At 69.2% G+C, this 22,678-nt stretch carries 24 protein-coding genes; 11 read left to right on the top strand and 13 right to left on the bottom strand.

The annotated features are described in order from the left end of the window. Nucleotides 1–198: 198 nt before the first annotated feature. The gene (locus AB0M65_RS30410; RefSeq protein ID WP_364035098.1) at nt 199–708 is read right to left on the bottom strand and encodes a hypothetical protein; all 510 of its coding nucleotides are present in this window, start codon (nt 706–708) and stop codon (nt 199–201) included. 70 nt (nt 709–778) lie between these two features. Between AB0M65_RS30410 and AB0M65_RS30405 the strand changes: the two genes are divergently transcribed. The 6 genes from AB0M65_RS30405 to AB0M65_RS30380 all read left to right on the top strand — a co-directional run bounded on the left by AB0M65_RS30405 (nt 779) and on the right by AB0M65_RS30380 (nt 6,703). After that, a complete protein-coding gene (locus AB0M65_RS30405; protein ID WP_364035095.1) occupies nt 779–1,825 on the top strand; it encodes a histidine kinase in 1,047 nt (348 codons plus the stop codon). After that, nucleotides 1,822–2,592: a LytTR family DNA-binding domain-containing protein gene (locus AB0M65_RS30400; protein WP_364035092.1), complete on the top strand. Its 771-nt coding sequence runs from the start codon at nt 1,822–1,824 to the stop codon at nt 2,590–2,592. The genes AB0M65_RS30405 and AB0M65_RS30400 overlap by 4 nt, the downstream gene beginning before the upstream one ends. Beyond that, complete coding sequence (locus AB0M65_RS30395) at nt 2,589–2,936, top strand: hypothetical protein (protein ID WP_364035089.1); 348 nt, start codon at nt 2,589–2,591, stop codon at nt 2,934–2,936. Before AB0M65_RS30400 ends, AB0M65_RS30395 begins: the two co-directional genes overlap by 4 nt. Then, nucleotides 2,936–4,669 carry a cation acetate symporter gene (locus AB0M65_RS30390; RefSeq protein ID WP_364035086.1) on the top strand — a complete coding sequence of 578 codons (1,734 nt, stop codon included), beginning with the start codon at nt 2,936–2,938 and terminating at the stop codon, nt 4,667–4,669. Before AB0M65_RS30395 ends, AB0M65_RS30390 begins: the two co-directional genes overlap by 1 nt. A gap of 67 nt (nt 4,670–4,736) precedes the next feature. Continuing rightward, the gene (locus AB0M65_RS30385) at nt 4,737–5,078 is read left to right on the top strand and encodes a DUF485 domain-containing protein (protein ID WP_364035083.1); all 342 of its coding nucleotides are present in this window, start codon (nt 4,737–4,739) and stop codon (nt 5,076–5,078) included. Further along, nucleotides 5,075–6,703, top strand: a complete 1,629-nt coding sequence (locus AB0M65_RS30380) for a cation acetate symporter (RefSeq protein WP_364035080.1) — start codon at nt 5,075–5,077, stop codon at nt 6,701–6,703. Before AB0M65_RS30385 ends, AB0M65_RS30380 begins: the two co-directional genes overlap by 4 nt. A 44-nt stretch (nt 6,704–6,747) precedes the next feature. Here the strand turns inward: AB0M65_RS30380 and AB0M65_RS30375 are convergent, their stop codons facing one another. Together AB0M65_RS30375 and AB0M65_RS30370 are read right to left on the bottom strand one after the other, a co-directional pair. Continuing rightward, entirely contained in the window at nt 6,748–7,491 is a 744-nt protein-coding gene (locus tag AB0M65_RS30375) for an isocitrate lyase/phosphoenolpyruvate mutase family protein (RefSeq protein WP_364035077.1), read from the bottom strand. Further along, nucleotides 7,488–7,952, bottom strand: coding sequence for a carboxymuconolactone decarboxylase family protein (locus AB0M65_RS30370; protein WP_364035074.1), 465 nt, complete (start codon nt 7,950–7,952; stop codon nt 7,488–7,490). The genes AB0M65_RS30375 and AB0M65_RS30370 overlap by 4 nt, the downstream gene beginning before the upstream one ends. A 46-nt stretch (nt 7,953–7,998) precedes the next feature. Between AB0M65_RS30370 and AB0M65_RS30365 the strand changes: the two genes are divergently transcribed. Next, a complete protein-coding gene (locus tag AB0M65_RS30365; RefSeq protein ID WP_364035071.1) occupies nt 7,999–9,378 on the top strand; it encodes a PLP-dependent aminotransferase family protein in 1,380 nt (459 codons plus the stop codon). Nucleotides 9,379–9,457: 79 nt separating this feature from the next. On the opposite strand, the gene AB0M65_RS30360 is transcribed toward AB0M65_RS30365, so the two are convergent. Beyond that, entirely contained in the window at nt 9,458–10,177 is a 720-nt protein-coding gene (locus tag AB0M65_RS30360) for a peptidylprolyl isomerase (protein ID WP_364035101.1), read from the bottom strand. Between the two features lie 107 nt (nt 10,178–10,284). Here AB0M65_RS30360 and AB0M65_RS30355 point away from each other — a divergent pair, with 107 nt between their 5' ends. Beyond that, on the top strand, nt 10,285–10,869 hold the full coding sequence (locus AB0M65_RS30355) for a hypothetical protein (RefSeq protein WP_364035068.1): 585 nt from the start codon (nt 10,285–10,287) through the stop codon (nt 10,867–10,869). A gap of 132 nt (nt 10,870–11,001) precedes the next feature. Then, nucleotides 11,002–11,355 carry a beta/gamma crystallin domain-containing protein gene (locus AB0M65_RS30350; protein ID WP_364035065.1) on the top strand — a complete coding sequence of 118 codons (354 nt, stop codon included), beginning with the start codon at nt 11,002–11,004 and terminating at the stop codon, nt 11,353–11,355. A 26-nt stretch (nt 11,356–11,381) separates the two neighbouring features. On the opposite strand, the gene AB0M65_RS30345 is transcribed toward AB0M65_RS30350, so the two are convergent. Genes AB0M65_RS30345 through AB0M65_RS30305 form a run of 9 tightly spaced genes read right to left on the bottom strand, consistent with a single transcriptional unit; the run spans nt 11,382 to nt 21,275 of the window. Then, entirely contained in the window at nt 11,382–12,497 is a 1,116-nt protein-coding gene (locus tag AB0M65_RS30345) for a glycosyltransferase family 4 protein (protein WP_364035062.1), read from the bottom strand. Further along, entirely contained in the window at nt 12,494–13,603 is a 1,110-nt protein-coding gene (locus AB0M65_RS30340; protein WP_364035059.1) for a glycosyltransferase, read from the bottom strand. The genes AB0M65_RS30345 and AB0M65_RS30340 overlap by 4 nt, the downstream gene beginning before the upstream one ends. Beyond that, nucleotides 13,600–15,036: an oligosaccharide flippase family protein gene (locus AB0M65_RS30335; RefSeq protein WP_364035056.1), complete on the bottom strand. Its 1,437-nt coding sequence runs from the start codon at nt 15,034–15,036 to the stop codon at nt 13,600–13,602. The genes AB0M65_RS30340 and AB0M65_RS30335 overlap by 4 nt, the downstream gene beginning before the upstream one ends. After that, entirely contained in the window at nt 15,033–16,301 is a 1,269-nt protein-coding gene (locus AB0M65_RS30330) for a glycosyltransferase 87 family protein (protein ID WP_364035053.1), read from the bottom strand. The genes AB0M65_RS30335 and AB0M65_RS30330 overlap by 4 nt, the downstream gene beginning before the upstream one ends. Next, on the bottom strand, nt 16,298–17,185 hold the full coding sequence (locus AB0M65_RS30325; protein WP_364035050.1) for a hypothetical protein: 888 nt from the start codon (nt 17,183–17,185) through the stop codon (nt 16,298–16,300). The genes AB0M65_RS30330 and AB0M65_RS30325 overlap by 4 nt, the downstream gene beginning before the upstream one ends. Next, nucleotides 17,182–18,249, bottom strand: a complete 1,068-nt coding sequence (locus AB0M65_RS30320) for a glycosyltransferase (RefSeq protein WP_364035047.1) — start codon at nt 18,247–18,249, stop codon at nt 17,182–17,184. Before AB0M65_RS30320 ends, AB0M65_RS30325 begins: the two co-directional genes overlap by 4 nt. Then, complete coding sequence (locus AB0M65_RS30315) at nt 18,224–19,459, bottom strand: O-antigen ligase family protein (protein WP_364035044.1); 1,236 nt, start codon at nt 19,457–19,459, stop codon at nt 18,224–18,226. Before AB0M65_RS30315 ends, AB0M65_RS30320 begins: the two co-directional genes overlap by 26 nt. Continuing rightward, nucleotides 19,456–20,436, bottom strand: coding sequence for a polysaccharide deacetylase family protein (locus AB0M65_RS30310; protein WP_364035041.1), 981 nt, complete (start codon nt 20,434–20,436; stop codon nt 19,456–19,458). Before AB0M65_RS30310 ends, AB0M65_RS30315 begins: the two co-directional genes overlap by 4 nt. Next, the gene (locus AB0M65_RS30305) at nt 20,433–21,275 is read right to left on the bottom strand and encodes a hypothetical protein (RefSeq protein ID WP_364035038.1); all 843 of its coding nucleotides are present in this window, start codon (nt 21,273–21,275) and stop codon (nt 20,433–20,435) included. Before AB0M65_RS30305 ends, AB0M65_RS30310 begins: the two co-directional genes overlap by 4 nt. Nucleotides 21,276–21,732: 457 nt before the next feature. Between AB0M65_RS30305 and AB0M65_RS30300 the strand changes: the two genes are divergently transcribed. Together AB0M65_RS30300 and AB0M65_RS30295 are read left to right on the top strand one after the other, a co-directional pair. Then, nucleotides 21,733–22,101 carry a hypothetical protein gene (locus AB0M65_RS30300; RefSeq protein ID WP_364035035.1) on the top strand — a complete coding sequence of 123 codons (369 nt, stop codon included), beginning with the start codon at nt 21,733–21,735 and terminating at the stop codon, nt 22,099–22,101. Nucleotides 22,102–22,148: 47 nt separating this feature from the next. After that, the gene (locus tag AB0M65_RS30295; protein WP_364035032.1) at nt 22,149–22,412 is read left to right on the top strand and encodes a hypothetical protein; all 264 of its coding nucleotides are present in this window, start codon (nt 22,149–22,151) and stop codon (nt 22,410–22,412) included. Nucleotides 22,413–22,678: the final 266 nt, after the last annotated feature.

Genomic DNA, 22,678 nt, shown 5'->3' with positions numbered 1-22,678 from the left:
TCTTTGGTGCCCACGGGGGGGGGTTCCCCCCCCAACACCACCCCCCCCATGTTTCTTGCGGGGTCCCCATAGGACAAATTTTGTCCTATGGGGACCCCTCATGACATCCGGACGCACGAAGAGCGCGCGAAGCAAACGCAAAGCGCAAAGCGCGTAGCGCAAAGCACGCAGCACCCACAAAACAGCGCCGAACCCCACTCACTCCCGCAGCTCAACCACCCCAGCAGGTGCGAAGAGAGCCAGCGCCGCATAGAGCGCAGCACCGCCACCCAAATGCCCCAGCGCGTACGCGTACTCGCCGTCGTCGAGCAGCAGCTCGGGCCCGGAAGCGGCGACCCACGAGAGCCGGTAGTGCCACCAGTGCATCCACCGCCCCACCCGCCGCTTCTCCCGCCACACCCGCACCCGCGTGACCTCGGTCCACCGGACCTCGAAGCTGCCCGGCACCGCGAAACCCGCGGCCGAAACCACCAGGGAAGCGGCCGAGCGCCGTAGTCCCAGCAGGATGAGCCCCGCGAAGGCCAGGCTGAGCAGCCCGAACAGCACGCCGTACATCGACTGCGACCCGGTCTGCCGCGCGAGCCCGGCCAGCGAGACGACGAGCATCGCGACGCCGCCCCCGCCGAACACCACGAATCCCACCCCGGCGAGCCGTCGCGTCACGACGTCCAGGCGCAGCACGACAGCGGCAGCAGTCTCAGCGACCATGCCCGAAGCGTAGCCGCCGAAACCACGCACCGACGTAGGATCCAGTCCTCACCGTCGCGGAGGAGGCCGGATGACCACCCGTCTGCCGTGGCGCACCTCCCTGGACGCGGATCCGGTGCCGGTGCTCGCCGCCGCCCAGCGGATTTCCGACGATCTCATGGACGGCCTCGCCGGTCCCCGCGTCCGCCACGCCACGCACGGGCTGCGGCGCCTGTTCGGCGTGCCGGGCCTCGGGCTGACCGATCTCTCCGGCTCACTGATCTGGTCGGGCCGTCCGGCGGCGGACGACGTCGTGGTCTCGGCGCTCGACGAGGTCCTCCACTCCGAGACGCCGGTGTCCGAGCCCGGGCTGCTGGCGCTGCCACTGCACGTTCACGAGGAACTGTCCGGCGTTCTGCTGATGACCGGAGGGACGAACGCTCTCGCCCGCCAGGCCGCCGACCTCGTGGTCCACGCACTCGAACGCGGACGGCTGGAAGCGTCGGCCGAGCAGGCGGCGGAGGCGGAATTGCGCGCGCTGCGGGCCGAGATCTCACCGCATTTCGTCTACAACGCGCTTACCGTGATCTCGTCGCTGGTCCGCTCCGACCCGGATCGCGCGCGCGACCTGATGCTCGATTTCGCCGAGTACACCCGCTACAGCCTCGCCCGCCACGGCGAGTACACGATGGTCGCCGACGAGTTCCGCGCCATCGAGACCTATTTGGCGTTGCAGCGCGCGGTGCTCGGCGAGCGGCTGCGGGTGCAGGTGCGGGTGGCGCCGGAGGTGCTGGCCGTCGCGGTGCCGTATCTCGTGCTGGAACCGTTGGTGGAGAACGCGATCCGGCACGGGATCGAGCCGAGATCCGAGGCTGGTTTCATCCAGGTGCGGGGAATGGCGGAAGGGAACGACTGCGTGATCAGCGTCGAGGACGACGGGCTCGGGATGGACCCCGCGCGGGCGGCGGCGATCCTGGCCGGGCGCGGTGACGACGGCGGGGTCGGACTGGCCAATGTGGACAAACGACTGCGCAACGTCTATGGGCCATGGTATGGCCTCACAGTCGAAACCGAGATCGGCGCGGGCACCAGGGTCGTGGTGCGCGTGCCCCGATTCCAGCCGGGGGTGCTGCCGTGACGAACGGGTTGCGGGTACTGGCGGTCGACGACGTCCCGCCTGCCCTCGACGAGTTGTGCGGCCTGTTGCGTGAAGCCACGGAAGTGGCCGAGGTGGTCGCGGCCGATGACGCGCTCAGCGCGCTGAAGATGTTGCAGGGCAGTCATTTCGACGCCGTCTTCCTCGACATCTCCATGCCCGGCCTCGACGGGCTCGAACTCGCGTCGCTGCTGGCCAGGCTCAACGAGCCGCCGGTGATCGTGTTCGTCACCGCACACGACGGGCACGCCGTTGCCGCCTACGGTATCGGCGCGGTCGACTACCTGCTGAAGCCGGTCCGCGCGGAACGCCTTTCCGCCGCACTGTCCAAAGTGGTCCGGATGGTGGGTGACCAGAACAACGAGCCGAAGACGGCGCCGGACGCGATGTCCGCGCTGCCGGTCGAGTCCGGCGGGCGCACCCGGTACGTCCGGCGCGACGACGTCCAGTTCGTCGAAGCACACGGCGACTACGTCCGGCTGCACACCAAATCCGGCGTCCACGTCACGCGGATGCCCCTCTCCCGGCTCGAAGAGTATTGGGAGGGCACCGGTTTCACCCGCGTGCACCGAGGATTCCTGCTCGCCGTCGACGCGGTGCTGGAACTACGCAGCGACACCACGGGTGGCCTCCTCGCGCATACCGAAGCAGGCGACGTCCCGGTGAGCCGTCGTCACGCACGCGACCTGCGCGACAGGCTGCTTGCCGCCGCGCAACGCGGTGAACTGGGCCGCGGGAACCGCGCGTGAGCCGGATCAAACGGGTCACCGTCACCAGCCCACAGACCCGGCTCGCGCATTCGCGGCGCCGGGCACGCGGACGCTGGCGGGTGCCCCGGCTGGCGGCGGGCGACGCCGAACGCGCGGACCTGCTCTACCGCGCCCAGCGCCGTCGCGGACTGCCCGCGCTGGCCGGGATGTTCGGGCTGGTGTTCGGGCTCCCGCTCGTGTTCGGGCTCTTCCCCGGCCTGGATTCCGTGCGGCTGCTGGGCATTCCGGTGTCCTGGCTGATGATCGCGATCCTGCCGTACCCGGCGATGGCGCTCCTGTCGTGGTGGCAGTTGCGCCGGGCGGAAAAAATCGAGGACGAGTAATGGTGACGGCGTTCGCGGTGGCCCCCGTCGTGCTGGTCACCCTGCTGATCGGTTTGCGCGGCGTCGCCGCCATGCGGACGACGTCGGACTTCCTCGTCGCCTCACGCCGGATCTCGCCGCTGGTCAACTCCGCCGCGGTCTCCGGCGAGTACCTGTCCGCGGCGTCGTTCCTCGGTGTCGCCGGGCTGGTGGTGAAGGACGGGATCGGCGCGCTCTGGTACCCGGTCGGGTTCACCGCGGGTTACATCGCGATGCTGGTGCTCGTCGCGGCACCGATGCGGCGCTCCGGCGCGCTCACCGTCCCCGACTTCGCCGAAGCCCGGCTCGCCTCCCCCGCGCTGCGCCGTCTCGCCGCCGTCGTCGTCCTGGTGATCGGAACCCTCTACCTTGTCCCGCAATTCCGCACCGCGGGGCTGGTGCTCACCGCCGTTGGCGGGACGCCGTACTGGGTTGGTGTCGTCATCGCGGGCACCGCGGTCAGCGCGACACTGGCACTCGGCGGGATGCGCGCGGCGACCTACGTCCAGGCGTTCCAGTTCGTGCTGAAACTGGTGCTGTTCCTCGTTCCCGCGATCTGGCTGGTCGCGCAGGTCACCCCCGGGGAACGCGTGGATTCCGTGCACCCGGTGGAATTCACCCATTTCGCGCGCGACACCCGGCTGTCCTTCGAGATCGACGTGACGCTGACCCTGCGCGAGCCGACCACACTGCTCACTCCCGGGAAACATGTTGTGCCGCCGGGAGAATTGATCGCCAAGAGCGGCCAGGTGCTGGAATTCGCCAAGGGCGCGCCGGTTCCCGCCGTCCGGGGCGGTGCCCCGCTGGGCGGGCCGGACTGGCAGCGGCCGCTGCTCGACCTCGGCGACCATGGTTACCCACTGCTCGGCACCTGGGCGATCCTCATCGCGACCATGCTCGGCACCATGGGCCTGCCGCATGTCCTGATGCGGTTCCACACCAGCCCGGATGGCCGCGCCGCCCGCCGGACCGCCGCGATCACCGTCGCCCTGCTCGGCGTTTTCTACTTGTTCCCAGGGGTTTACGGTGTACTCGGCCGGGTGCTGGTGCCCGAACTGTACGTTTCCGGCGCGACGGACACGGTCGTCGTCGCGTTGCCGGCACAGGTCGACGACGGCTGGGCAGGGTCGCTGTTCACCGGACTGCTGACGGCGGGCGCGTTTGCCGCGTTCCTGGCGACGTCGCTCGGTCTGCTGCTGGTGATCTCGGGCGCGATCGCGCACGACCTCGCGCCCGGCGGCCTGCGCAGACTGCGGTGGTCGGTGCTCGGCGCGGCCGCGGTGATGGTCCTGCTCGCGTTGCCGTCGGCGAGATTGGACGCCGGCGTGCTCGTCACCTGGGGTTTCACCGTGGCCGCGTCGACGTTCTGTCCCTTGCTGGTACTCGGCATCTGGTGGAACCGGCTCACCGCGGCCGGCGCGATCAGTGGTGTCCTCACCGGTCTCGTCGCTTCTTCGGGCTCGATACTGGTGGCGTTGTTCGGCCCGGCGCTGACCGGGCTGCCCGCCATCCTGGTGTCCCAGCCCGCCCCGTGGTCGGTTCCGCTGGCATTCGGCGTAATGCTCGTGGTTTCCTTACGGGGCAGGCCTCCTGCCTGGTCGACGGCCGCCATGTTGCGGCTGCACCTCGACGATCGCGCGGCCGAGACCCCTTCGTCTTGGTCCGGCTACCGTTCGTCGACCGTTCGTCGTATCGGCAGGCGTTTGAACCGCTGACTGTTCCGGTCCCCCGACCCTCTCCCTAACGTGGCGCGGAACACTTTCGCGGCGCGAGGAGAGCACCATGAGCACCGAAACGGACGTGTCCGGTCCGTCTGAAACCGACTGGGACAAAGCCCACGACAGTCCCGAGTTCAAGGAGCTGCGCTCGCGGTTGCGCCGGTTCGTGTTCCCCGTGTCGGCGCTGTTCCTTGTCTGGTACCTGCTTTACGTGCTGCTCGCCGACTACGCGCACGGCTTCATGAGCACGAAGCTGATCGGCAACATCAACGTCGGCCTCGTCTTCGGTCTGTTGCAGTTCGTTTCGACCTTCGTGATCACCGGGTTCTACGTCCGCTACGCGAACAAGAAACTCGACCCCCTCGCGGAGAAGATCCGCACGGACCTCGAGAGTGAGACCAAATGACCCTCGCCGCCGGAGTCGAGGGCAGCAGCCCCGCACTCAACATCACCATCTTCGGCTTGTTCGTGGTGATCACGCTGTTCGTCGTGTTCCGGGCCAGCCGCAACACGAAGACGGCGTCGGACTACTACGCCGCGGGCCGCGCGTTCACCGGTCCGCAGAACGGCGTCGCCATCGCGGGCGACTATCTGTCCGCCGCGTCCTTCCTCGGGATCGCGGGCGCGATCGCCATCTACGGTTACGACGGTTTTCTTTACTCCATCGGCTTCCTGGTGGCGTGGCTGGTCGCGTTGCTGCTGGTCGCGGAACTGCTGCGCAACACCGGCAAGTTCACCATGGGTGACGTGCTGGCCTTCCGGATGAAGCAGCGTCCGGTGCGGGCCGCCGCGGCGACGTCCACCCTTGCCGTCTCGTTCTTCTACCTGCTGGCGCAAATGGCGGGTGCCGGTGGCCTCGTCGCGCTGCTGCTCGGGATCGAAAGCAAGACCGGGCAGGCGTTCATCATCGTGATCGTCGGCATCATCATGATCGCCTACGTGCTGATCGGCGGGATGAAGGGCACCACCTGGGTGCAGATCATCAAGGCGGCGCTGCTGATCGTCGGCGCGCTGGCGATGACGCTGTGGGTGCTCGGCATGTACGGCTTCAACCTTTCCGCGCTGCTGCAAGGCGCCGTGGACAAGGCGGGCAAGGCCGGTGAGGCGCTGCTCGGGCCGGGTAACCAGTACGGCAAGACCGGCACGACCAAACTCGACTTCTTCTCCCTCGGCATCGCGCTGGTGCTGGGCACCGCGGGCCTGCCGCACGTCCTGATGCGGTTCTACACCGTGCCGACGGCGAAGGAAGCACGTCGTTCGGTGGTATGGGCGATCGGCCTGATCGGCGTCTTCTACCTGTTCACGCTGGTGCTCGGCTACGGCGCGGGCGCGTTGGTCGGCGCGGACAAGATCAAGGCCGCGCCCGGTGGCGTGAACTCGGCGGCACCGCTGCTGGCGCTGGAACTCGGCGGCCCGGTCCTGCTCGGCCTGATCGCGGCGATCGCGTTCGCGACGATCCTCGCGGTGGTCGCGGGACTCACGATCACGGCGTCGGCGTCCTTCGCACACGACGTCTACGCCAACGTGATCAAGAAGGGCAAGGCGTCGCCTGCTTCGGAAGTAAAGGTCGCCCGGATCACCGCACTGGTGATCGGCGCGGTCGCGATCCTCGGCGGCATCCTCGCGAACGGGCAGAACATCGCGTTCCTGGTGGCGCTCGCGTTCGCGGTGGCGGCGTCGGCGAATCTGCCGACGATCCTGTACTCGCTGTTCTGGAAGCGATTCAACACCCAGGGTGCGCTGTGGAGCATCTACGGCGGACTGATCGTGTGCGTCCTCTTGATCGTGTTCTCACCGGCGGTCTCGGGTAAGCCCGTCGACGCGAAGACGGGGAAGAGCGCCTCGATGATCCAGGGCGTCGACTTCCACTGGTTCCCGCTCGACAACCCCGGCATCGTCTCGATCCCGGTCGCGTTCTTCCTCGGCTGGCTCGGCACCGTGCTCTCCAAGGAACACAACCAGAAGAAGTACGCCGAGATGGAGGTCCGCTCCCTCACCGGCACGGGCGCCGAGAAGGCGGTCTCGCACTGATCGCCGGGATGGTGCGGCCGGGCATCCCCTGGCCGCACCACCCTTCAGTACGGCAGCTTCCCCGCTGCCATGTCCGCGAGCTTGGCCTCGATATCGGCGCGGACCGACTTCCACAGCCCGGTACCCAGCGAGATCCGCGCCACCCCCAGTGTGGTGAGCGCGGAGAGATCTGGGCCTCCCGGCAGCGCAGCGGCGTTGACCGCGCCGGGCGCGACCACCCGCACGAACTCACCCAGCACCTCCGGCGACTTCACCAGGATCGGGTAGACGCAGTCCGCCCCGGCCCCGAGATACGCCATGGCCCGCGCGATCGCGTCGTCCAGCACGGCTCGTTCGTCGGCCGCGCCAAGGAAGACGTCGACGCGGGCGTTGATCACCAGCGCGTCCCCGGCTGCCTGCCGCAACTCCTCGATCCGCTTCACCTGTACGTCCAGCGGGCGAAGCCCACCGTTGCCGTGGTCGGTGTCCTCGTAGTTGCAGCCGACGGCGCCTGCCTCGGCCAGCCTCGTGGCGAGTTCCCCCGCGTCGAACCCGTAGCCGGCTTCCACGTCGACAGTCACCGGTACCGAGACCGCCCGTGCGATCCGGGCGGCCGCGGCGAACATCTCGTCGGCGGGTGCCGCTTCGCCGTCGTCGTAGCCGAGAACCTTGGCGATGGCGAAGGAACTCGTTGCCACGACAGGGAATCCGGCCGCTTCCACGAGCCGTGCGCTGTCGGCGTCCCACGCGTTCGGCAGCAGGAGCGGGCTGCCGGCGACATGCAGTTCCCGCAGCCGGGCGGCGGTCATTCGGCGCGCTCGGGCAGCGGCGCGTGGCTGATCACGCACATGCGGTTCCAGCTGTTGATCGCGATGGCTTCCCAGACGACGGTGCGGTACTGCTCCTCGGTGAAGACCCGGGTGGCCTCTTCGTAAACGTTGTCCGGCACCTCGTGCACGCTCGACAAATTCGTGATCGACTCGGTGAGCGCCAGCGCGGCGCGCTCCTGCTCGGTGAAGAGCTCGGTCTCGCGCCAGCCCTCCAACACGAAGAGCCGACGCGGCGACTCGCCCATCTGCACCGCGTCGTGAGAGTGCATGTCGAGGCAGAACGCGCAGTGATTGATCTGCGACGAACGCATCTTCACCAGTTCGAGGACCTTCTGGTCGACCCCGGCGTTGATGGCGGCCTTTTCGACTTCGGCCTGCAGTTTCGCCATGGCCTCGTAGATCTCGGGCACTCGTTTGCCCACGTGGATTCGCTTGCTCATGACACTGAATCTAGCGGCGACTGGCCCACGGGTATGGTCCAGTCACATGGCAGATTCGTGGTCCAGTTCGGGAATGGACGTCCACCTGGACTGGCGTCCCGAGAGCGGCCGGACCGGGCTCGCGGCGGCGATCCGCGCGGCGATCCGCGAGGGCCGCTGGAAGGCGGGCGCGACGGTGCCCTCCACCAGGGCCTTGGCGCAGGACCTCGGCATCGCGCGGGGAACGGTCACCCGCGTCTACGCCGACCTCGCGGCCGAGGGCTACCTGCGGACGTCGCAGGGCGCGCCGACCCGGGTCGCGACGGCGGGCACGCTGCCCGCGTCACCGCCGAGGCCGGTCCCCCGCGACCCGGCGCCGCGCTGGGATCTGCGTCCCGGCAGGCCGAACCTTTCGGCGTTCCCCCGGCCCGCCTGGCTCGCGGCGACCCGGCGGGCACTGCACAAGGCCCCGACGACGACGTTCGACTACACCGCCGAGTCGGGCGCGGCGGAACTACGCGAAACACTCGCCGTGTATCTGGCCAGGAGCCGCGGCGTCGTCGCCGACCCCGCGCGCATCCTGGTGTGCTCCGGGTTCTCGCACGCGATCGCGATCCTGGCGCGGGTCCTGCACGCACGCGGGGCGGACGAGATCGCGTTCGAGAACCCGTCGTTGCACATCTATCGCGACATCGCCGCCTCGAACGGCGCACGGGTGGCCGGTGTCCCGGTCGACGGCGACGGGATCGAAGTGTCCGCTTTGGACAGTCCGGCGGTGGTGGTCACCCCGGCGCACCAGTACCCGCTGGGCGTCACCCTCGCACCCCGGCGACGCACGGAACTCACCCGGTGGGCGGCGGAAACCGGCGCCGTCGTCATCGAAGACGACTACGACGGCGAGTTCCGTTTCGACCACCAGCAGGTCGGCGCGTTGCAGGCACTGGCACCCGAGCGGGTCGTGTACGTGGGGACAACGAGCAAGACGCTCGCACCCGCCCTGCGGCTGGGCTGGATGGTGCTGCCGCGTTTCCTCGTCGAACCGGTGCGTGCGGAGATGCACGCGAGCGGGGCCCGGCCTTCGCTGCTGGACCAGCTCACGCTCGCCGAACTGATCGAGTCGGGTGCCTATGACCAGCACATCCGCCGTAGCCGCGCCGAGTATCGCTCGCGGCGGGACAGGCTGCTCGCGGCCCTGCCGGATTCCGTGCGGCATCAAGGGATCTCGGCGGGACTGCACCTCGTCCTCCAGTTCGACGGCGGGATCCCCGGCGAGCTGGAGGTGCTGGCCGCCTGCCGCCGTCGCGCGATCGGGCTCGAAGGGCTCAGCGGCTACTGGATCGGCGAGCCCCAGCGCGAAGGGCTCATCATCGGGTACGGCGCCGCCGCGAAACACGCCTTCAGCGGCGCCACCCAAGCCCTGCGTGAGGCCATCTTCGAGGTCACCTGACCCCCCGCGTTTCGTCCTCTAGTTGCGGTCGTTCGTAGTACGTACTACCGCAACTAGAGGACGAAACGCGGTAGAAGGGTCAGCAGTACCAGGGGCGCGCACGGAGGATGTCGGTCGTGCGGACCGGGGCGCCGTCGACCGGTGCGGGAGCCTCCGGAGTCGGCTTGATACCACCCGCGGCGACCTTGTCGAGCGTTTCGAGGCCGTCGGAACCCACGGTGCCGAAGATCGTGTAGTTCGGGCGCAGCGCGGAATCGCCGTACACGACGAAGAACTGGCTGCCGTTCGTCGCCGGGCCCGCGTTGGCCATCGCGAGGACACCCCGCGAGTACACCTTCCGCTCGCCGGTCGGGTCGGTCGGCGCCGGGGGCAAGCCGACCGGCAGTTCGTCCTTGTACTTGTAGCCAGGGCCGCCTTCACCGGTGCCACTCGGGTCGCCGCACTGCAGCACCTTCAGCGTCGGATACGACGTCAGCCGGTGACAGGTCGTGCGGTCGTAGAACCGGTGCCCGGCCAGGTGCAGGAAACTCTGCGCCGTGCACGGCGCCTTCGCCCGGTCGAGGGTCAAATCGATCTTGCCCTGATTCGTCTTCAGCTGTACCGGGACCTTGCCCCGGTTCGGCGTACGACGAGGGTCGGGCGGCAGCGGGACCGGCCGCACCGCCGGGTCGTCCGGCGTCTGCGTGTACTGGCACGGACCCTTCGTGACCTTGGGCGGAGTGGCCTCGGCCGACGCCGTCCCGGTCCCGGCGGCGAGCATCAGCCCGGCCCCCAGCACACCTACGACAACCTTCGCGATCCTCTGCACGGTTCCTGCCTCCCAGCCGTGGACGAAGAAGAGAGCATAGGGTGAATCCCCGCCGCTTCCACAGGTCCGGAAGTAGGTGCGCGGTTAGGGTCGGAGCCGTGGAGATCGCCGAACGACACCAGTGGCAGCTGAACGCGCTGACCTTCCTCTACGCGTACACGCAGTACGTTCTCGTGCACGAGAGGGTCATGGCCGGGCTGCCGCCGGACAAACCGGCCGAACTCGACCAGCCGCGTATCCTCAAGATCGCCAAGATCGTCGACGACATGATCCTGGACTTCCGCAAGGAGGACGGGCTCAACGACACCGAACGGCGCCGGGTGATCCGGCTCTCGCGGGAGCTCAAACCGCACGTCCGGGAGAAATGGCCGCGCGGTGACTCGCTGACCGAGTGGATCGCCTCCGCCGCCGCGCATTTCTACTGCGAAGAGCACGTCAACAACGGCTACGTCCGGATGGGCCGGGTCTTCGACCAGGACATGGCGGACAGGTTCCTGGAACGCGTCGAGTTCTGCCGCGGGCAGACCGTCACGATCACGAACTACGCCAACAAGGTCGCCGACGGCGAGCCACTGACCCAGGGCGAGAGCAACCAGCTGGAAGTCTGGAAAGAGGACGCCGTCAGCCATCTGGACAACCTCGACAGCGACTTCGGCGACATCAAGATGTACGCCGAGTTCTAGTGCGCGGAAGGGCGATCCAGTTGCCCCAAAGTACCCGTGAACCCCGCGAAAATTGACAGCCGTCCGTTTTCGCCGAGATCCTCGTCCGGTAGGACGCACACTCCTTTTCGACATTCCACTAAAGGAGAATCTGTGATCTCGAGCAAGAAGAAGGCGCGGCGCGTCATGGCCGTGGCGGCCGCCGTCGCCGCCACGTTCACGCTGGTCGTGCCGACCGGAACCTCGTTCGCCATCGACCACATCCCCTGCAAAGACGGGGAGAACTTCCTGAAGATCTGGTCGCATCTCGGCGGTGGCACCAGTGTGGACTGTTACGCCAACCGCGGGAGGATCAGCTTCGGTGGCTGGTGGATCGATCGGATCTACACCGGGAACAACGACCTTGTCTACTACGACAGCAATGGTTCCGACGTGAGGATCAACCGATGGACCGATATCAGTTTCCCGAATCGTCCACCGAAGGTCCGCGTCATCGAAATCCTCTGAACAATCCTCGTGAGTGTTTTGGGTCGTTAGAACGACCCAAAACACTCACGAGACCCGAGAAGCGACGCGTACAGGTCGAGGTGTCGCCGCGCGCAGACATCCGGTGCGTAACGCCGCCGGGCTCGCGCGGCGAGCAGGACGCCTGTCCGGGCCGGGTCCGGGTCGGCGAACAGCGCACGCAGGCGGTCGGCGAGGGCGGGAACATCACCCGGTGGCACCAGGGGAGCGGTGCCGAGCATGTCGGCCACCCCTCCGGTATCGGTGGCGACGACGGGTTTTCCCGCCGCCATGGCCTCGGCCACGACCAAGGGCTGCTGTTCCATGGTGGACGGCAGCACCAGCGCGTCCGCCTTCGCCAGCAGAGCGGGAACATCCGGCCGGAAACCGAGGAAATCGACGCGCCCACCCAAGGACGGCGTCCGCGCGGCTTGTTCGGCGTCGGCCCGTTGCGGGCCGTCACCCACCACGGTCAGGCTGGCGCCGGGCGGGAAGACTCCCGGCATCGACAGTGCCGCGAGCAGTTCCAGGATTCCCTTACGTTCCACCAGAAGGCCCACGAAGATCAAGTGCCGGACCGGTCCGGCGGGCGGGTTCGGTTCGGCGGGTTCGACGCAGTTGTCGATGTGGCTCAGCCGACTTGAGGGTACGCGCAGCCGCGTGCGGAGGAACCGGCCCATCGCCGCGGCGGGCACGATGGTGTGGTCGAGGATCCGGGCCACCGCCGCGTCGCCGGTCAGGACAGCCCGCGTGTAGGCGGACGGCCCCACCGCACCCTGTACGGCGCGGAACCAGCTTTCGGTCACGTCGTCCGGCACACCGTGGTAGGTCTGGACCAGAAGCGGCCGTGCCGCACGCGGGAAGCGCATCCCCGCGAGCACCAGTCCCGCACGGCGATCCTGGGCGTGCACGACGTCCGGCCGCCAGGCCCGGATCGCCGCCCGCGCGCGGACGGCGGCGGCGAGGTCTTGCTTACCCGCCACGAGAAGCCGTTCGTGGTTGTCCTCGAGCAGGTCGGCGTTCCTGGCGGGGACAGGGCCGAAAACCCGGACGCCGACACCTTCGCCGAGCAGGGTCGCGGCGAGCCGGACGGTGACGTCGACCGGACCGCCCCGGTCCTGGGTCAGCAGATAGGCGAGTTTCACCGGATGCGTTCCTCCGTGACGAGTTTCTCGACGAGTACGGCGATCTGGTCGGTCATCCGCCTCCGGTCGAAGGACAGCTCCACGCGCCGTCGACCGCGATCGCCTTCGAGCCGCGCCAGTTCCGGCCCGGCGAGCCGGGCGGCCACCGCGGTGGCGAGCGTGTCCAGGTCACCCGGCGGCACCACGGTGCCCGCGTCGGCGATGCTTTGGCGCATCCCGCCGACGTCGAAGGCGACCACCGGCCGGGCGCACGCCATGGCCTCCAACGGGACGAGGGCCATTCCCTCGGCGCGCGAGGGGAGTACCACGACGTCCGCGGCCGTGTAGAACGCCACCGGATCGTCGGCGTGCCCCGGCCACCGCACCGATCCGTGCGCCGCCATCGGATGACGCTCACGCCAGACGGCACCCATCGGCCCGTCGCCGGCGAGCACGAGTTGTGCGCCGGGCACGCGTCGCAACACCTCCGGCCAGGCCGACAGCAGCTGATCCTGGCCTTTCAGCTCGGCCAGCCTGCCGAGACAGACGGCGATCGGCGCTCGTTCGGGCAACCCCAGCCTTCGCCGTGCCGTGATCCGGTCGCGAGGAGTGAACCTCGTCGTGTCGACGCCGTTGCAGACGACTTCCGCGTCCGCGGTCACCTTCGCCTTCCGCCCCGTGGCGAGTTCGTCGTCGCTCACGCACACGACGAGATCGGTCCACCGGGAGGCGAGCCGTTCCCAGGCGGCGGACGCACGACGCAGTGGCCCGCGCACGGTCTCGAAGGACCACAGGTGCGGTTGGAACACCGTCGGCCGCTTTCCGCGCAGGGCCAGCCGTCCCGCCAGCCCGGCCTTCGAGCTGTGCAGGTGCACGACGTCCGGCCGCAGTTCGGCGAGAACACGGTGCAGTCTCACTGTTTCGGCGATCACCCGCGGGCCGGGGGAGCGGGTCGCCGCCCAGGCGCGCACCTCGATCCCGTGCCACCGCAAGCGTTCGGCGAGCCAGCTCGACGGCGGGCACACCACGGTCACCGACCAGCCCCGGTCCCGTTGAGCCACCGCGAGTTCGAGGACGACCGCGGCCACGCCGGCGGTCACCGGCTGGGAGACGTGCACGACGTTCATCGCGTACTCTCCCGGCGCGGCACCCGCAGCTCGCCGCGGTGCAGGACCAGCGTCGCCGCGGCGTAACCGGCGACGAGGACCGAACTCTCGGCGAGGGTCCCCGGCAGCGAGTCCGCGGGCCCGAACAAGCCCGCTTGGCCGAGCAGGACGGCGGGCAGGGCGCCGAGCACGCCGGCAGCAAGGATGCGGGTCACAAGCCCCGCCAGTCCGGGAACCGGCGGCGCGACGCCGGTTCCGGTGAGGACGCGCCAGGTGATCGGAAGCATGAGGCAGGCGGAGGCGAGCTGAACCGCCGCCACCGCGCCGATCCCGAGGTTCGCCAGCAACGCCAGCCCGGCCACGAGCATCGCGAGGTGGGTGCACTCCAGCGCCAGATATCGCTTGGCGTGCCCGGTCGCCTTCACCGCCTGGTACCAGATCTGCAGCAAGCAGATACCCAGCCCGTAACCGGACAGCAGGACCAGCGGACCCGCCGCGTCCGCCCACCGCGCGCCCAACAGCACGACACGGTCGGCGAGTACCGTCAGCGCGAGGTAGAGGCCGCCGGCGATCACGAGCACGGCGCGGGTGAACCGGGTGACCATCTCCCGCAGCGCGCCTTCGTCTTCGCGCAACCGCGTGAACACCGGAAAGGCCACCGCGCCCAGTACGACCGCCACCATGATGTAGGGCACCCAGGCCAGCCGGTAGGCCAGCGAGTAGACGCCGACCGCGTCCGGCCCGAGCAGATGGCCGACCACCAGGTAGTCGAGGTTGACGAGCACCGCCGCCACGACGGCCGCGGGCCCCACTGCTGAGGCCCAGCGCAGGGCTTCCGCCGCCGCCCGGGGATCCCAGCACGGCCGCACGCCGCCGCCTGCCAACACACCGAGCAGTGGCTGGGCGACCGACGTGCACACCAGGCCGAGCACGACGGACACCGGTCCGGCACCGGTGAGGGCGAGCACGACCGTCACGACGGCACCCAGGATCGCGCTCCCACCGTCGGGCACGAGCCGCCGCCGGAAGTCCAGTTTCCGATGCAGCAACCCCATCTGGACCCCGCCCGCGGCCGAGAACGGGAGGCCGACCGCGGCCAGGCGGACCAGGCCGGCGGCGTCCGGGGCGCCGAGCACCGCGGTGACCGGACCCGCCGCGGCGGCGAGCACGATACCCAGGACCAGGCCGGCGCCCACGCTCATCGTCAGCACGGTCCCCGCCATCCGGCGCGGATCGCGTTCGGTGCGGCTGATCACGTCGTAGACGCCGATCGACTGCACCACCTGGCCGAGGTTGACCATCGACACCGCCAGCGCGACGATCCCGAGTTCCGCCTCGGTCAGCAGCGCCGCCAGTATCAGCGTGATCAGCATCTGGCTGCCCTTGCTGACCAGGTTGACCGCGCCGAGCCACAGCGAGCCCCGGACCGCCTTCGTCCCGAGTCCGCCGGTCATCCGCCACTCCCGGCCGCGACCAGCGAGGCGGAGCGGGTTCCGGTCAGCCGGACGGCGCCCCAGACCAGTGCGCACCACGCGAAGACCACGGCGACCCCGTCGATCGTGACGGCCACCCGCGTGCCGAACAGGGAGACCACCGCCGAGTCCACTGTGTACAGATGGGCGAACGGTATCGCCGCCGCGAGCACCGCGAGTCCGGCCGCGCCCCATCCCGGCTCGTCCCGATGGCGCCACCAGAGCACGGCCACCGCGGCCATCGCGGGCACGGCGATCAGCACGTCACCGGGCTGGTGCACCAGGCAGACCACCACGGCGAGACAGGTGAGCAGGTCGGCGACCGGGGAAGCCGACGCCTGGTCGAGCCGCCGGACGAGCAGCACGCTCGTGACGAGCACCCCCGCCAAGACGAGTGGTTCGATGCCGGACGGAGCCCAGCCGGTGACCCGGAACACCACCGCCGCGACGTCGATCCGTTGTGCGGTAAGGGAGTCGACCGCACCGTAGGCGGTACCGCGGGCGTGGGCGATGTTCGCGGCGACGACGTCGAGGAAGGCGACGGCCCCACCGCTCCGGATCACCAGCAGCACCACGACCGGGAGGCTCGCGGCCGCCGCGACGGCGGTCCCGGCCAGCGCCACCCGCCGCGATCCCCTGGCGAAGAGCAGGATCGCCAGCGGAAGACCGAATTGTGGCTTGAGCCAGGCGAGCGCGAGCGCCACGGCCGCCCAGCCCGGCCGGTCCCGCCGGGCGAGCAGCGCCCCCGCCACGCCGAGGGCGATCAGCGGGTTCACCTGGCCGACGTAAAGCTGTGCCTTCCCGACCTGGCTGGTCACCAGCAGCGCCGCGATCACCACGGTGGTGATCGTGAACGGAACGGGGACGAGCCGCCGGACCGCGACCGTGGCCAGCGCCGCGAGCGCTACCAGCAGCAGCAAGCAGAACACCGTGAAGGCCACCGCGCCCACCCGGTAGCCGGGCAGCGCGAACGGCAGGTGCGCCAAGAGGTGGTAGGGCTGGTAGAGGTTGAAGTCCTGCCGCACCGGCCAATGCGCGAACATCGCGGCGGGATCGTAGGGATCACCGCCCGCGAGGAACTCCCGGATCGGGAAGTACAGCGCGTCGCGGAAGTCCTGCAGCCGCTCCTCGGCCGGGTCGGCCTGTCCCGGCAGCGGCACCTGCCACGACGGCGTGAGCGCGTGCCACGCGCTCAGCGAGCCGACGATCGTCGCGACCACCAGGACGGCGCGGTCTCTCGTGCTCACGCCAGGACCACCGCGATGAGCACGGCCTCGGGGGGAAGGACACCGGCCGCCGCGGTCAGCTCGTCCTGGCTTCGCCGTCCGGCCACGGCCACCACCGAGGAGCCGCTTCGGTTCTGGTCCGCCGAAAGCGCGGCCGCCAGCTTCTCGGCCGTCTCGCTGTATTCGGGGGCGACCGGGACCACCCGTACCGGCCGCCCCGTCGCGAGGCCGAGAACGGTCAGCCGGTCGGTGATCGCGGGGTCGTCCCCGCGCAGCACCGCCACCGGTCGCCGGATTCCCGCCGCGAGCAGCGCCCGGCGCACGGACCCCGTCCCACCACCGGGTTTCGACGGCATCGTCCGGCGGATCGCCGCCGTGGCGAGCCCGGCGGCCACGGCGGCGACCATGGCGAGCCCGAGCACCAGCGAGGTGTCCGGCGTGACCACGGCGACGTCTGCCTTGCTGTCCAATGGCCGCAGTCTCCCGACCGGGGCCAGCAGATTCGCGTCGACCAGTGCCTTGCCCAGCGCCGACGCCGTCGCGTCCGCCTGCTCCGAAGACGCCGCCCGCACCGACAGGCGCGCCAGCCCGGACGCCGGCACCAGCTCCACCGAGGTCCGGCGACCGAGTTCTTCCGGTGAGTAACCGGAAACCGGTGCCGCGGCCTGAAGCACCGAAGGGCTGCGGGCGAGTTCGACCAGCGCGGGCAAGGCCAGGGAGACGACTTCGCCGTACTGCGCGACCGAGCCCTCCGCCTGCCCGATGGGCTCGGCCAGCAGGCTCACGCGCCCTTGGTACTGCTCGTCGCGGGACAAGCCCACCGTCAAGACCAGCGAGCCGATCAGCAGTCCCACGGCGGCACCGAGAAGCGCGGTGCGCGGAATTCTCGTCAGGAGTTCTTTCACCGCTTGCCTTCCAGCGTCATGCGGAGCAGTTCGTCGTAGGCCTTCATCACCGTGTGCGGGTCGTACTCCCGCTGGATCGTCCGCAGGCCTTCGGCGCCCAAGGAATCCCGTGCGGACTTGTCGTGCAGCAACGGGCCCAAGGCCTTCGCCACGGCCAGCGGGTCGCCGGGCGGCACCACCACCCCGGCGCCGCCGGACAGCACCTCACCGACCCCGCCGGCATCGGTCGCGACGACCGGCCGCCCGGCCGCCATCGATTCGAGTACGGCCAGCGGCAGGCCCTCCCAATCGCTGGTCAGCACCGTCACGTCGGCCGCCGCGAGAAGGTCGGGCACGTCTTCGCGAGTACCGAGGAACCGGATCCGGCCACTCAAGTCCCCGTGACGGGACTCGAGTTCGGCACGCAGGCTCCCGTCACCCGCCAGCCACAGCACCGCGTCGCTTTCGAGCAGTGCCCACGCGTCCAGCAGCACGTCGTGGCGTTTCTGCGGCTCCAGCCGGGCGAGACAGAGCGCGACCGGCGTCCCGGCCGCGACGCCGAGCGACGCCCGCACCGCCGCCCGGCCGAAGACCGGGCGGCGCGCGAACACGGCGTTGCGGATCACGACCGGACGGCTCAGGCCCGCTTCGGCCAGCCGGTCAGCCGTGGCGGGGGAAACCGCGACCACCCGGTCGGACGTGCGCCGGACGACGCGTGCGGCCATCGTCAGCTCATCGTCGGCGACGCCGTGGAAGACGGTCACCAACGGCCGCCGCCAGGGAACGAGCGCGAGCCGGGCGACCAGGCTCGCGCCGACGTTGTGGGCCACCACGATCTCCGGCCGGAACCGGGCGATCGCCCGGCGGACCGCCCACGCCGCCCGCAGCACGCCTGTGCCGCTGCGAAGGGCGAGCGGGACCGGGAAGGTCGCCACCCCGTCCGCGGCCAGCGCGTCGGCGCGGAATCCGCCGCCACTGGCGACCGCGGACACCCAGCCGTACTCCTCGCCGCGGGCCGCCATGCCCGCCACGAGGGTTTCGGCGCCGCCGGCGCCCATCTCACTGATCACGTGCAGGACACGCATCGAAACCCGCCTTTCTCTCGGCGAACCCGTCTCCGGCCGCCACGGCGAACGCGGTCAGCGACCACAACGGGAGGTAGTACTGCTCGGAGAGGAACGTCGAGGTGACCAGCACCGCCAGCAACGCCGCCTGGAGCACGATCGCCTCTGTCCTGGCGGCGGAGTCGCCTGTCCGGACGGCCCGTTCGGTCGCTGTCGCGGCGATCACGATCATCGCGATGAACAGGGCGAATCCCGGCAGCCCGAGTTCCGCGGACACTTCGAGGTACATGTTGTGCGCCACCGGGGTCTGCTCATCGAGCTCCGCGTTGCGCGATTCGGCGGCGTACTCTTCGCGAAATCCGCCAGGACCGACGCCCAGCACCGGATGTCCGGCCACCATCCGGGCCGCCGCTTGCCAGCGCAGCTCCCTGGTGTCCACATTGGCGGCCGCGATGTAGGTCTTCTCCTGGAACGCCCGCTCGATCAGCGGACCGGTGAGCGACATCGCCGCCACGCACAGCACCCCGGCCGCGGCCGCCGCGGCGGCGAGTACCCGCCAGGACAGGACCCGGCGCAGGGTCAGCCAGCCGACGGCGGCGGCCAGCCCCAAGGCGCCACCACGGGAGAAGGTCGCCGTCGCGCCGGCCACCAGTACGGTGCAAGCGAGGGTCACGACGAGCGACCGCCGAGGCGAACCCTGACGTGCGACGAAGAGCAGCGGAACCGCGGCGACCAGGAAATAGGCGAGGTCGTTCGGATCCTCTTGCGGACCAGCGGCGCGTGGTTGCCCGTCGACGACGAGGCTGTACAGCCCGCCGAGCGCGGCCGCGGTGGCTCCCGTCGCCATGGCCAGCAGCAACTCGCGGATCGGTGCCTCACGACCGGCGACATCCGCCAGCACCGCGGTGAGCACGAGAAAGGGCAGCCACCGCAAGCTGTATTCCGCGGTGAAGGCGCCAGATGAATGGGTCGCCGCGGTGATCGCCACCACCGTCGCGAGCAGCGCCAGTACCGCGTGCAGCGGCGTCGGCCGGGGCAACCGTCGCTGATGGACACGGGCCATGAGCCACGTGGTGACGAGCAGCGCGGGCACGACCTTGCCGAGATGCGGGTGCACGGCCGCCAGATAGCCCTCGATCGGCGCCAAGGCGACCGTGGCGTACGCGAGAACGCGCAGCATCGCCGCCCGTGTGTCGTGTTCGACGGGGGTGACGATCGTGAAGGCGGTCATCTCCCGGCGTCCAGGCAGGTCACCGCGCGCTCCCGCCGCGGGTTGGTCCGGTGTACGTATTCACCGGTGCCGACGACGTCGAAATGCTCACGCAAGGCGCGCAGAACCCACCCCAGCCAAGCCACCTTGCGGCCACTGGGCGCGGCCATCCCGGGGAAGAACTCCATCCCGGGTGCTTCCGCGCCGCCGAGGACGTCGGTGGGATGCAGCAGAAGAGACGGTGCGACCTTCCTGGCGAGACAAAGCCGTAGTGCCGTCTTGAAATAGCCCCTGGCCAACCGGGGCGAGATCTCGTGCAGGCGCAGGAGGTACGAACCATGGATCGGCGTGCGCACCAACGGCATCGTCGTCACCGGGAGTTCCACGAGGCCGGTGCCGGCGCTCGTCCGCCAGCGATACGCGTGTACCGGCGCCAGCACCCGCGAAAAGCCGCCGAACAGTTCGTCGCGTCCGTCGCTGTCGTAACCGTCGTCGCATCGAGGCGCCGTGCGATTGTGGTAGGCCCTGGCGAAAGGACCGATCCAGGTCGGGAAGGTGCTGGCGTCGTAGGCGTATCCGCGTCCGGCCAGTACTTCGACGAGGTCGCGGCTGAGGCTGAAACCCGGCCCGCGGAAGCCGAGGGGGAGCGGGGCACCGGCCTCGACGATCGCGTCATCGGTACGCCGCAGTTCGTCTTCGAGACGGGCACGGGTATAGCGGTGAAGCCAAGGCTCGTGGCCGAACGAGTGGTTACCGACTTCGTGACCGGCCGCGGTGATCTCGTTGACCGCCTTGGCGCCGTCTTCGCGGACGACGTCGGCACCGACCACGAACACCGTCGTCGTCAGCCGCTGCTCGCCGAGGACTTCGAGCAACCGCGGCACGGCCGATGGCAGAAAACTGGGATACCGGCGCCACTCGGGGTCGCCGTGGGTCTTGCGGTAGGCCCATAGGTTGTCGAGGTCGATCGACACGCTCGCCAGTGGCCGCACGGTCATGCCGCCTTCTCCGCGACACCGGCCGAGGCAGGCGTGGCGCGGGCCTGTGAGCCGAGCCCCAGTACGCAGACGACGACCGCCGTGAGACCGGAGACCACCCAAGGCCCGGTCCCTTCGGCGACTTGATCACCGAGCGCCGTGATGCCGGTGATGGAGGACAGCACGATCGTCGTGGCGTCGGCGGTCGCCACGACCGCCGTGGCGAGGCCGCGCTGCAGGGCGACCGCCATCGAAGCCTGCCCGAGTACGGCGGCGCCCAGCATCAGCCCGGTCAGCGGATTCGACGGCAGCGAGGTGACTTCCTCATGGGCCAGCACCCGGCTGATGATCGCCACCACGGCGAACGAAACCCCGGAAAGCACGGCGGGCAGCAGGAAGGTGTCCGTCCGGCCCAGCTGGGTCATGGTCACGCCGATCGCGACCAGGGTGGCCGTCAGAAGCAGAACGGTGGTCGGCGAGAAATCGTTGGCGACGGAGGGTTTCGACGAGCCGGCGAGGACGACCAGTCCGCACGCCATCAGCGCCAGCATCAGTGCCTCACTGATCCGCACCCGCCATTTCAAGACCACGACGCCGAAAAGGGTCGCGAGTCCGATCGCCGACGACGAAGCGGTTTGGACCAGGTACAGCGGCAGTGATTCGCGAGCGAAGAACGCGAACGCGAAACCGCCTACCTGTCCGGCGAATCCCACCAGATAAAGCCGGTCCGTGGCCAGCCGGGCGAGTAGTCCCAGACCTGTTCCACGCTCATGCGCGGCACGCCGGGCGGCGACGCTCTGAGCGACGATCCCTATCGCGTACAGCGCGGCCGATACGACGAGTATCCCGTAAGCGACCACCAACGGCTCCTTCTCGTCACGTCACGAACCGGACCGGCATTCGGCCACTTCGCTGAGATAGCAGGGAGCGTAGAGATGCGGTGGAGTCACCACTTTCGAAGGACCGTGGCGGCAGTTTCGTCACCCGAAAGGAATCTTCGTGCCGGTGCTTGTAGTTCGGAAGGGTAGCGTGACGATACTCGAAACAATTCCTCAACACTGTGTGTGACCGATCTTCGCGCGCCTCCCTCGCGAAATGTCGGGGCACCGGGGAATCGTGCTCATGAGGTCACCGTCGTCAGGATTCACAAACGAGGTACATTCCCTCTTTCGGACTACAAGAACCTCGGTCGGACGCGGTTTCGAACCACACGATGATGGCACCGGATGGAGATCCGTCCACCGGGTCAGTAGCTTTTGCGCTGCGGCACGCCGGTGCCCTTCACCTACGTCCCCCATTCCTATCCGAGGAGAATTCATGCTGAAGAAGATCGGTTTCGTCGCCGCGGCGGCGGCGGCCGGAGCGTTCCTGACCGGAGGAATCGCGTCTGCCGGGACGCCGGACGACGAAGGCCACGGTCACCACGGTCACCACGGTTATGACATCAGCGAGCAGGTCGGTTTGCTCAACCTGAACAACACCGACGTGTTGCACAACGTCAACGCCACGCTCGGCGTCTGTGACAACGACGTCAACGTGCTGGGTGTCCAGGTTCCGATCCGGGACTCGCTCAACGGCATCGGGGTGCCGATCCTCTCGCCGGGTGCCCACGAGGCCAGCGGCGAGTCCCCCTACAACTGCGCCGCGGGTGGCGTGCTCGACGGCGGGACGAGCCAGCACAACTAAGTGCTGGTTCCCGTAGGGTGTGCGGGAACCACGACGCTGGTGGAAGCTTGACGATTCGCGTCCGTCCGATGTGCCCGGTGCCTGCCGCTCGACGGCGGCGTACCGGGCACATCGGCGTTTTCGTGGCCGTGAACCAGGGCGGTGCGTGGTCTTTGGGTACCTCCGAAACCCTGCGAGGACTCGCTGTGACCTATGGCGTCCTCGCGCTGGTGCATCTCTATCTGGCCGTCGAAACAGGTGCGACCTGGTCGGCCGCCCTCGCGGTCGCCTATCTCTGCGTGGCCGCCGGTTGTGTGAAATCAGGCCGGTGACGCCTTTACAGCGTCACGGACCGCGTTTCCCCCCGGACGACGCTAGCGCGGCATTCGGGTATGGACGAGGCTGACCCGCAGTACCACCAGTCACCACGGCGGCGCGTGAAGGACCCCTTCCCTCGGCTCAGCCGAAGAAACTCGACCTTCACACCTTCCCCAAGTACAGGAAGGCCCCCTTCCTTGCGCCTAGCGCAAGGAAGGGGGCCTTCATGTACTTCACGCGAGCAACGCCACAGGCGACGCGTAAGTGCTTAAGAACGGGC

This window comes from Amycolatopsis sp. NPDC051071, assembly GCF_040682875.1.
Lineage (GTDB): Bacteria > Actinomycetota > Actinomycetes > Mycobacteriales > Pseudonocardiaceae > Amycolatopsis.
The sequence above is the reverse complement of the archived record's forward strand: the minus strand, read 5'-3'. Positions and strand labels throughout refer to the sequence as shown.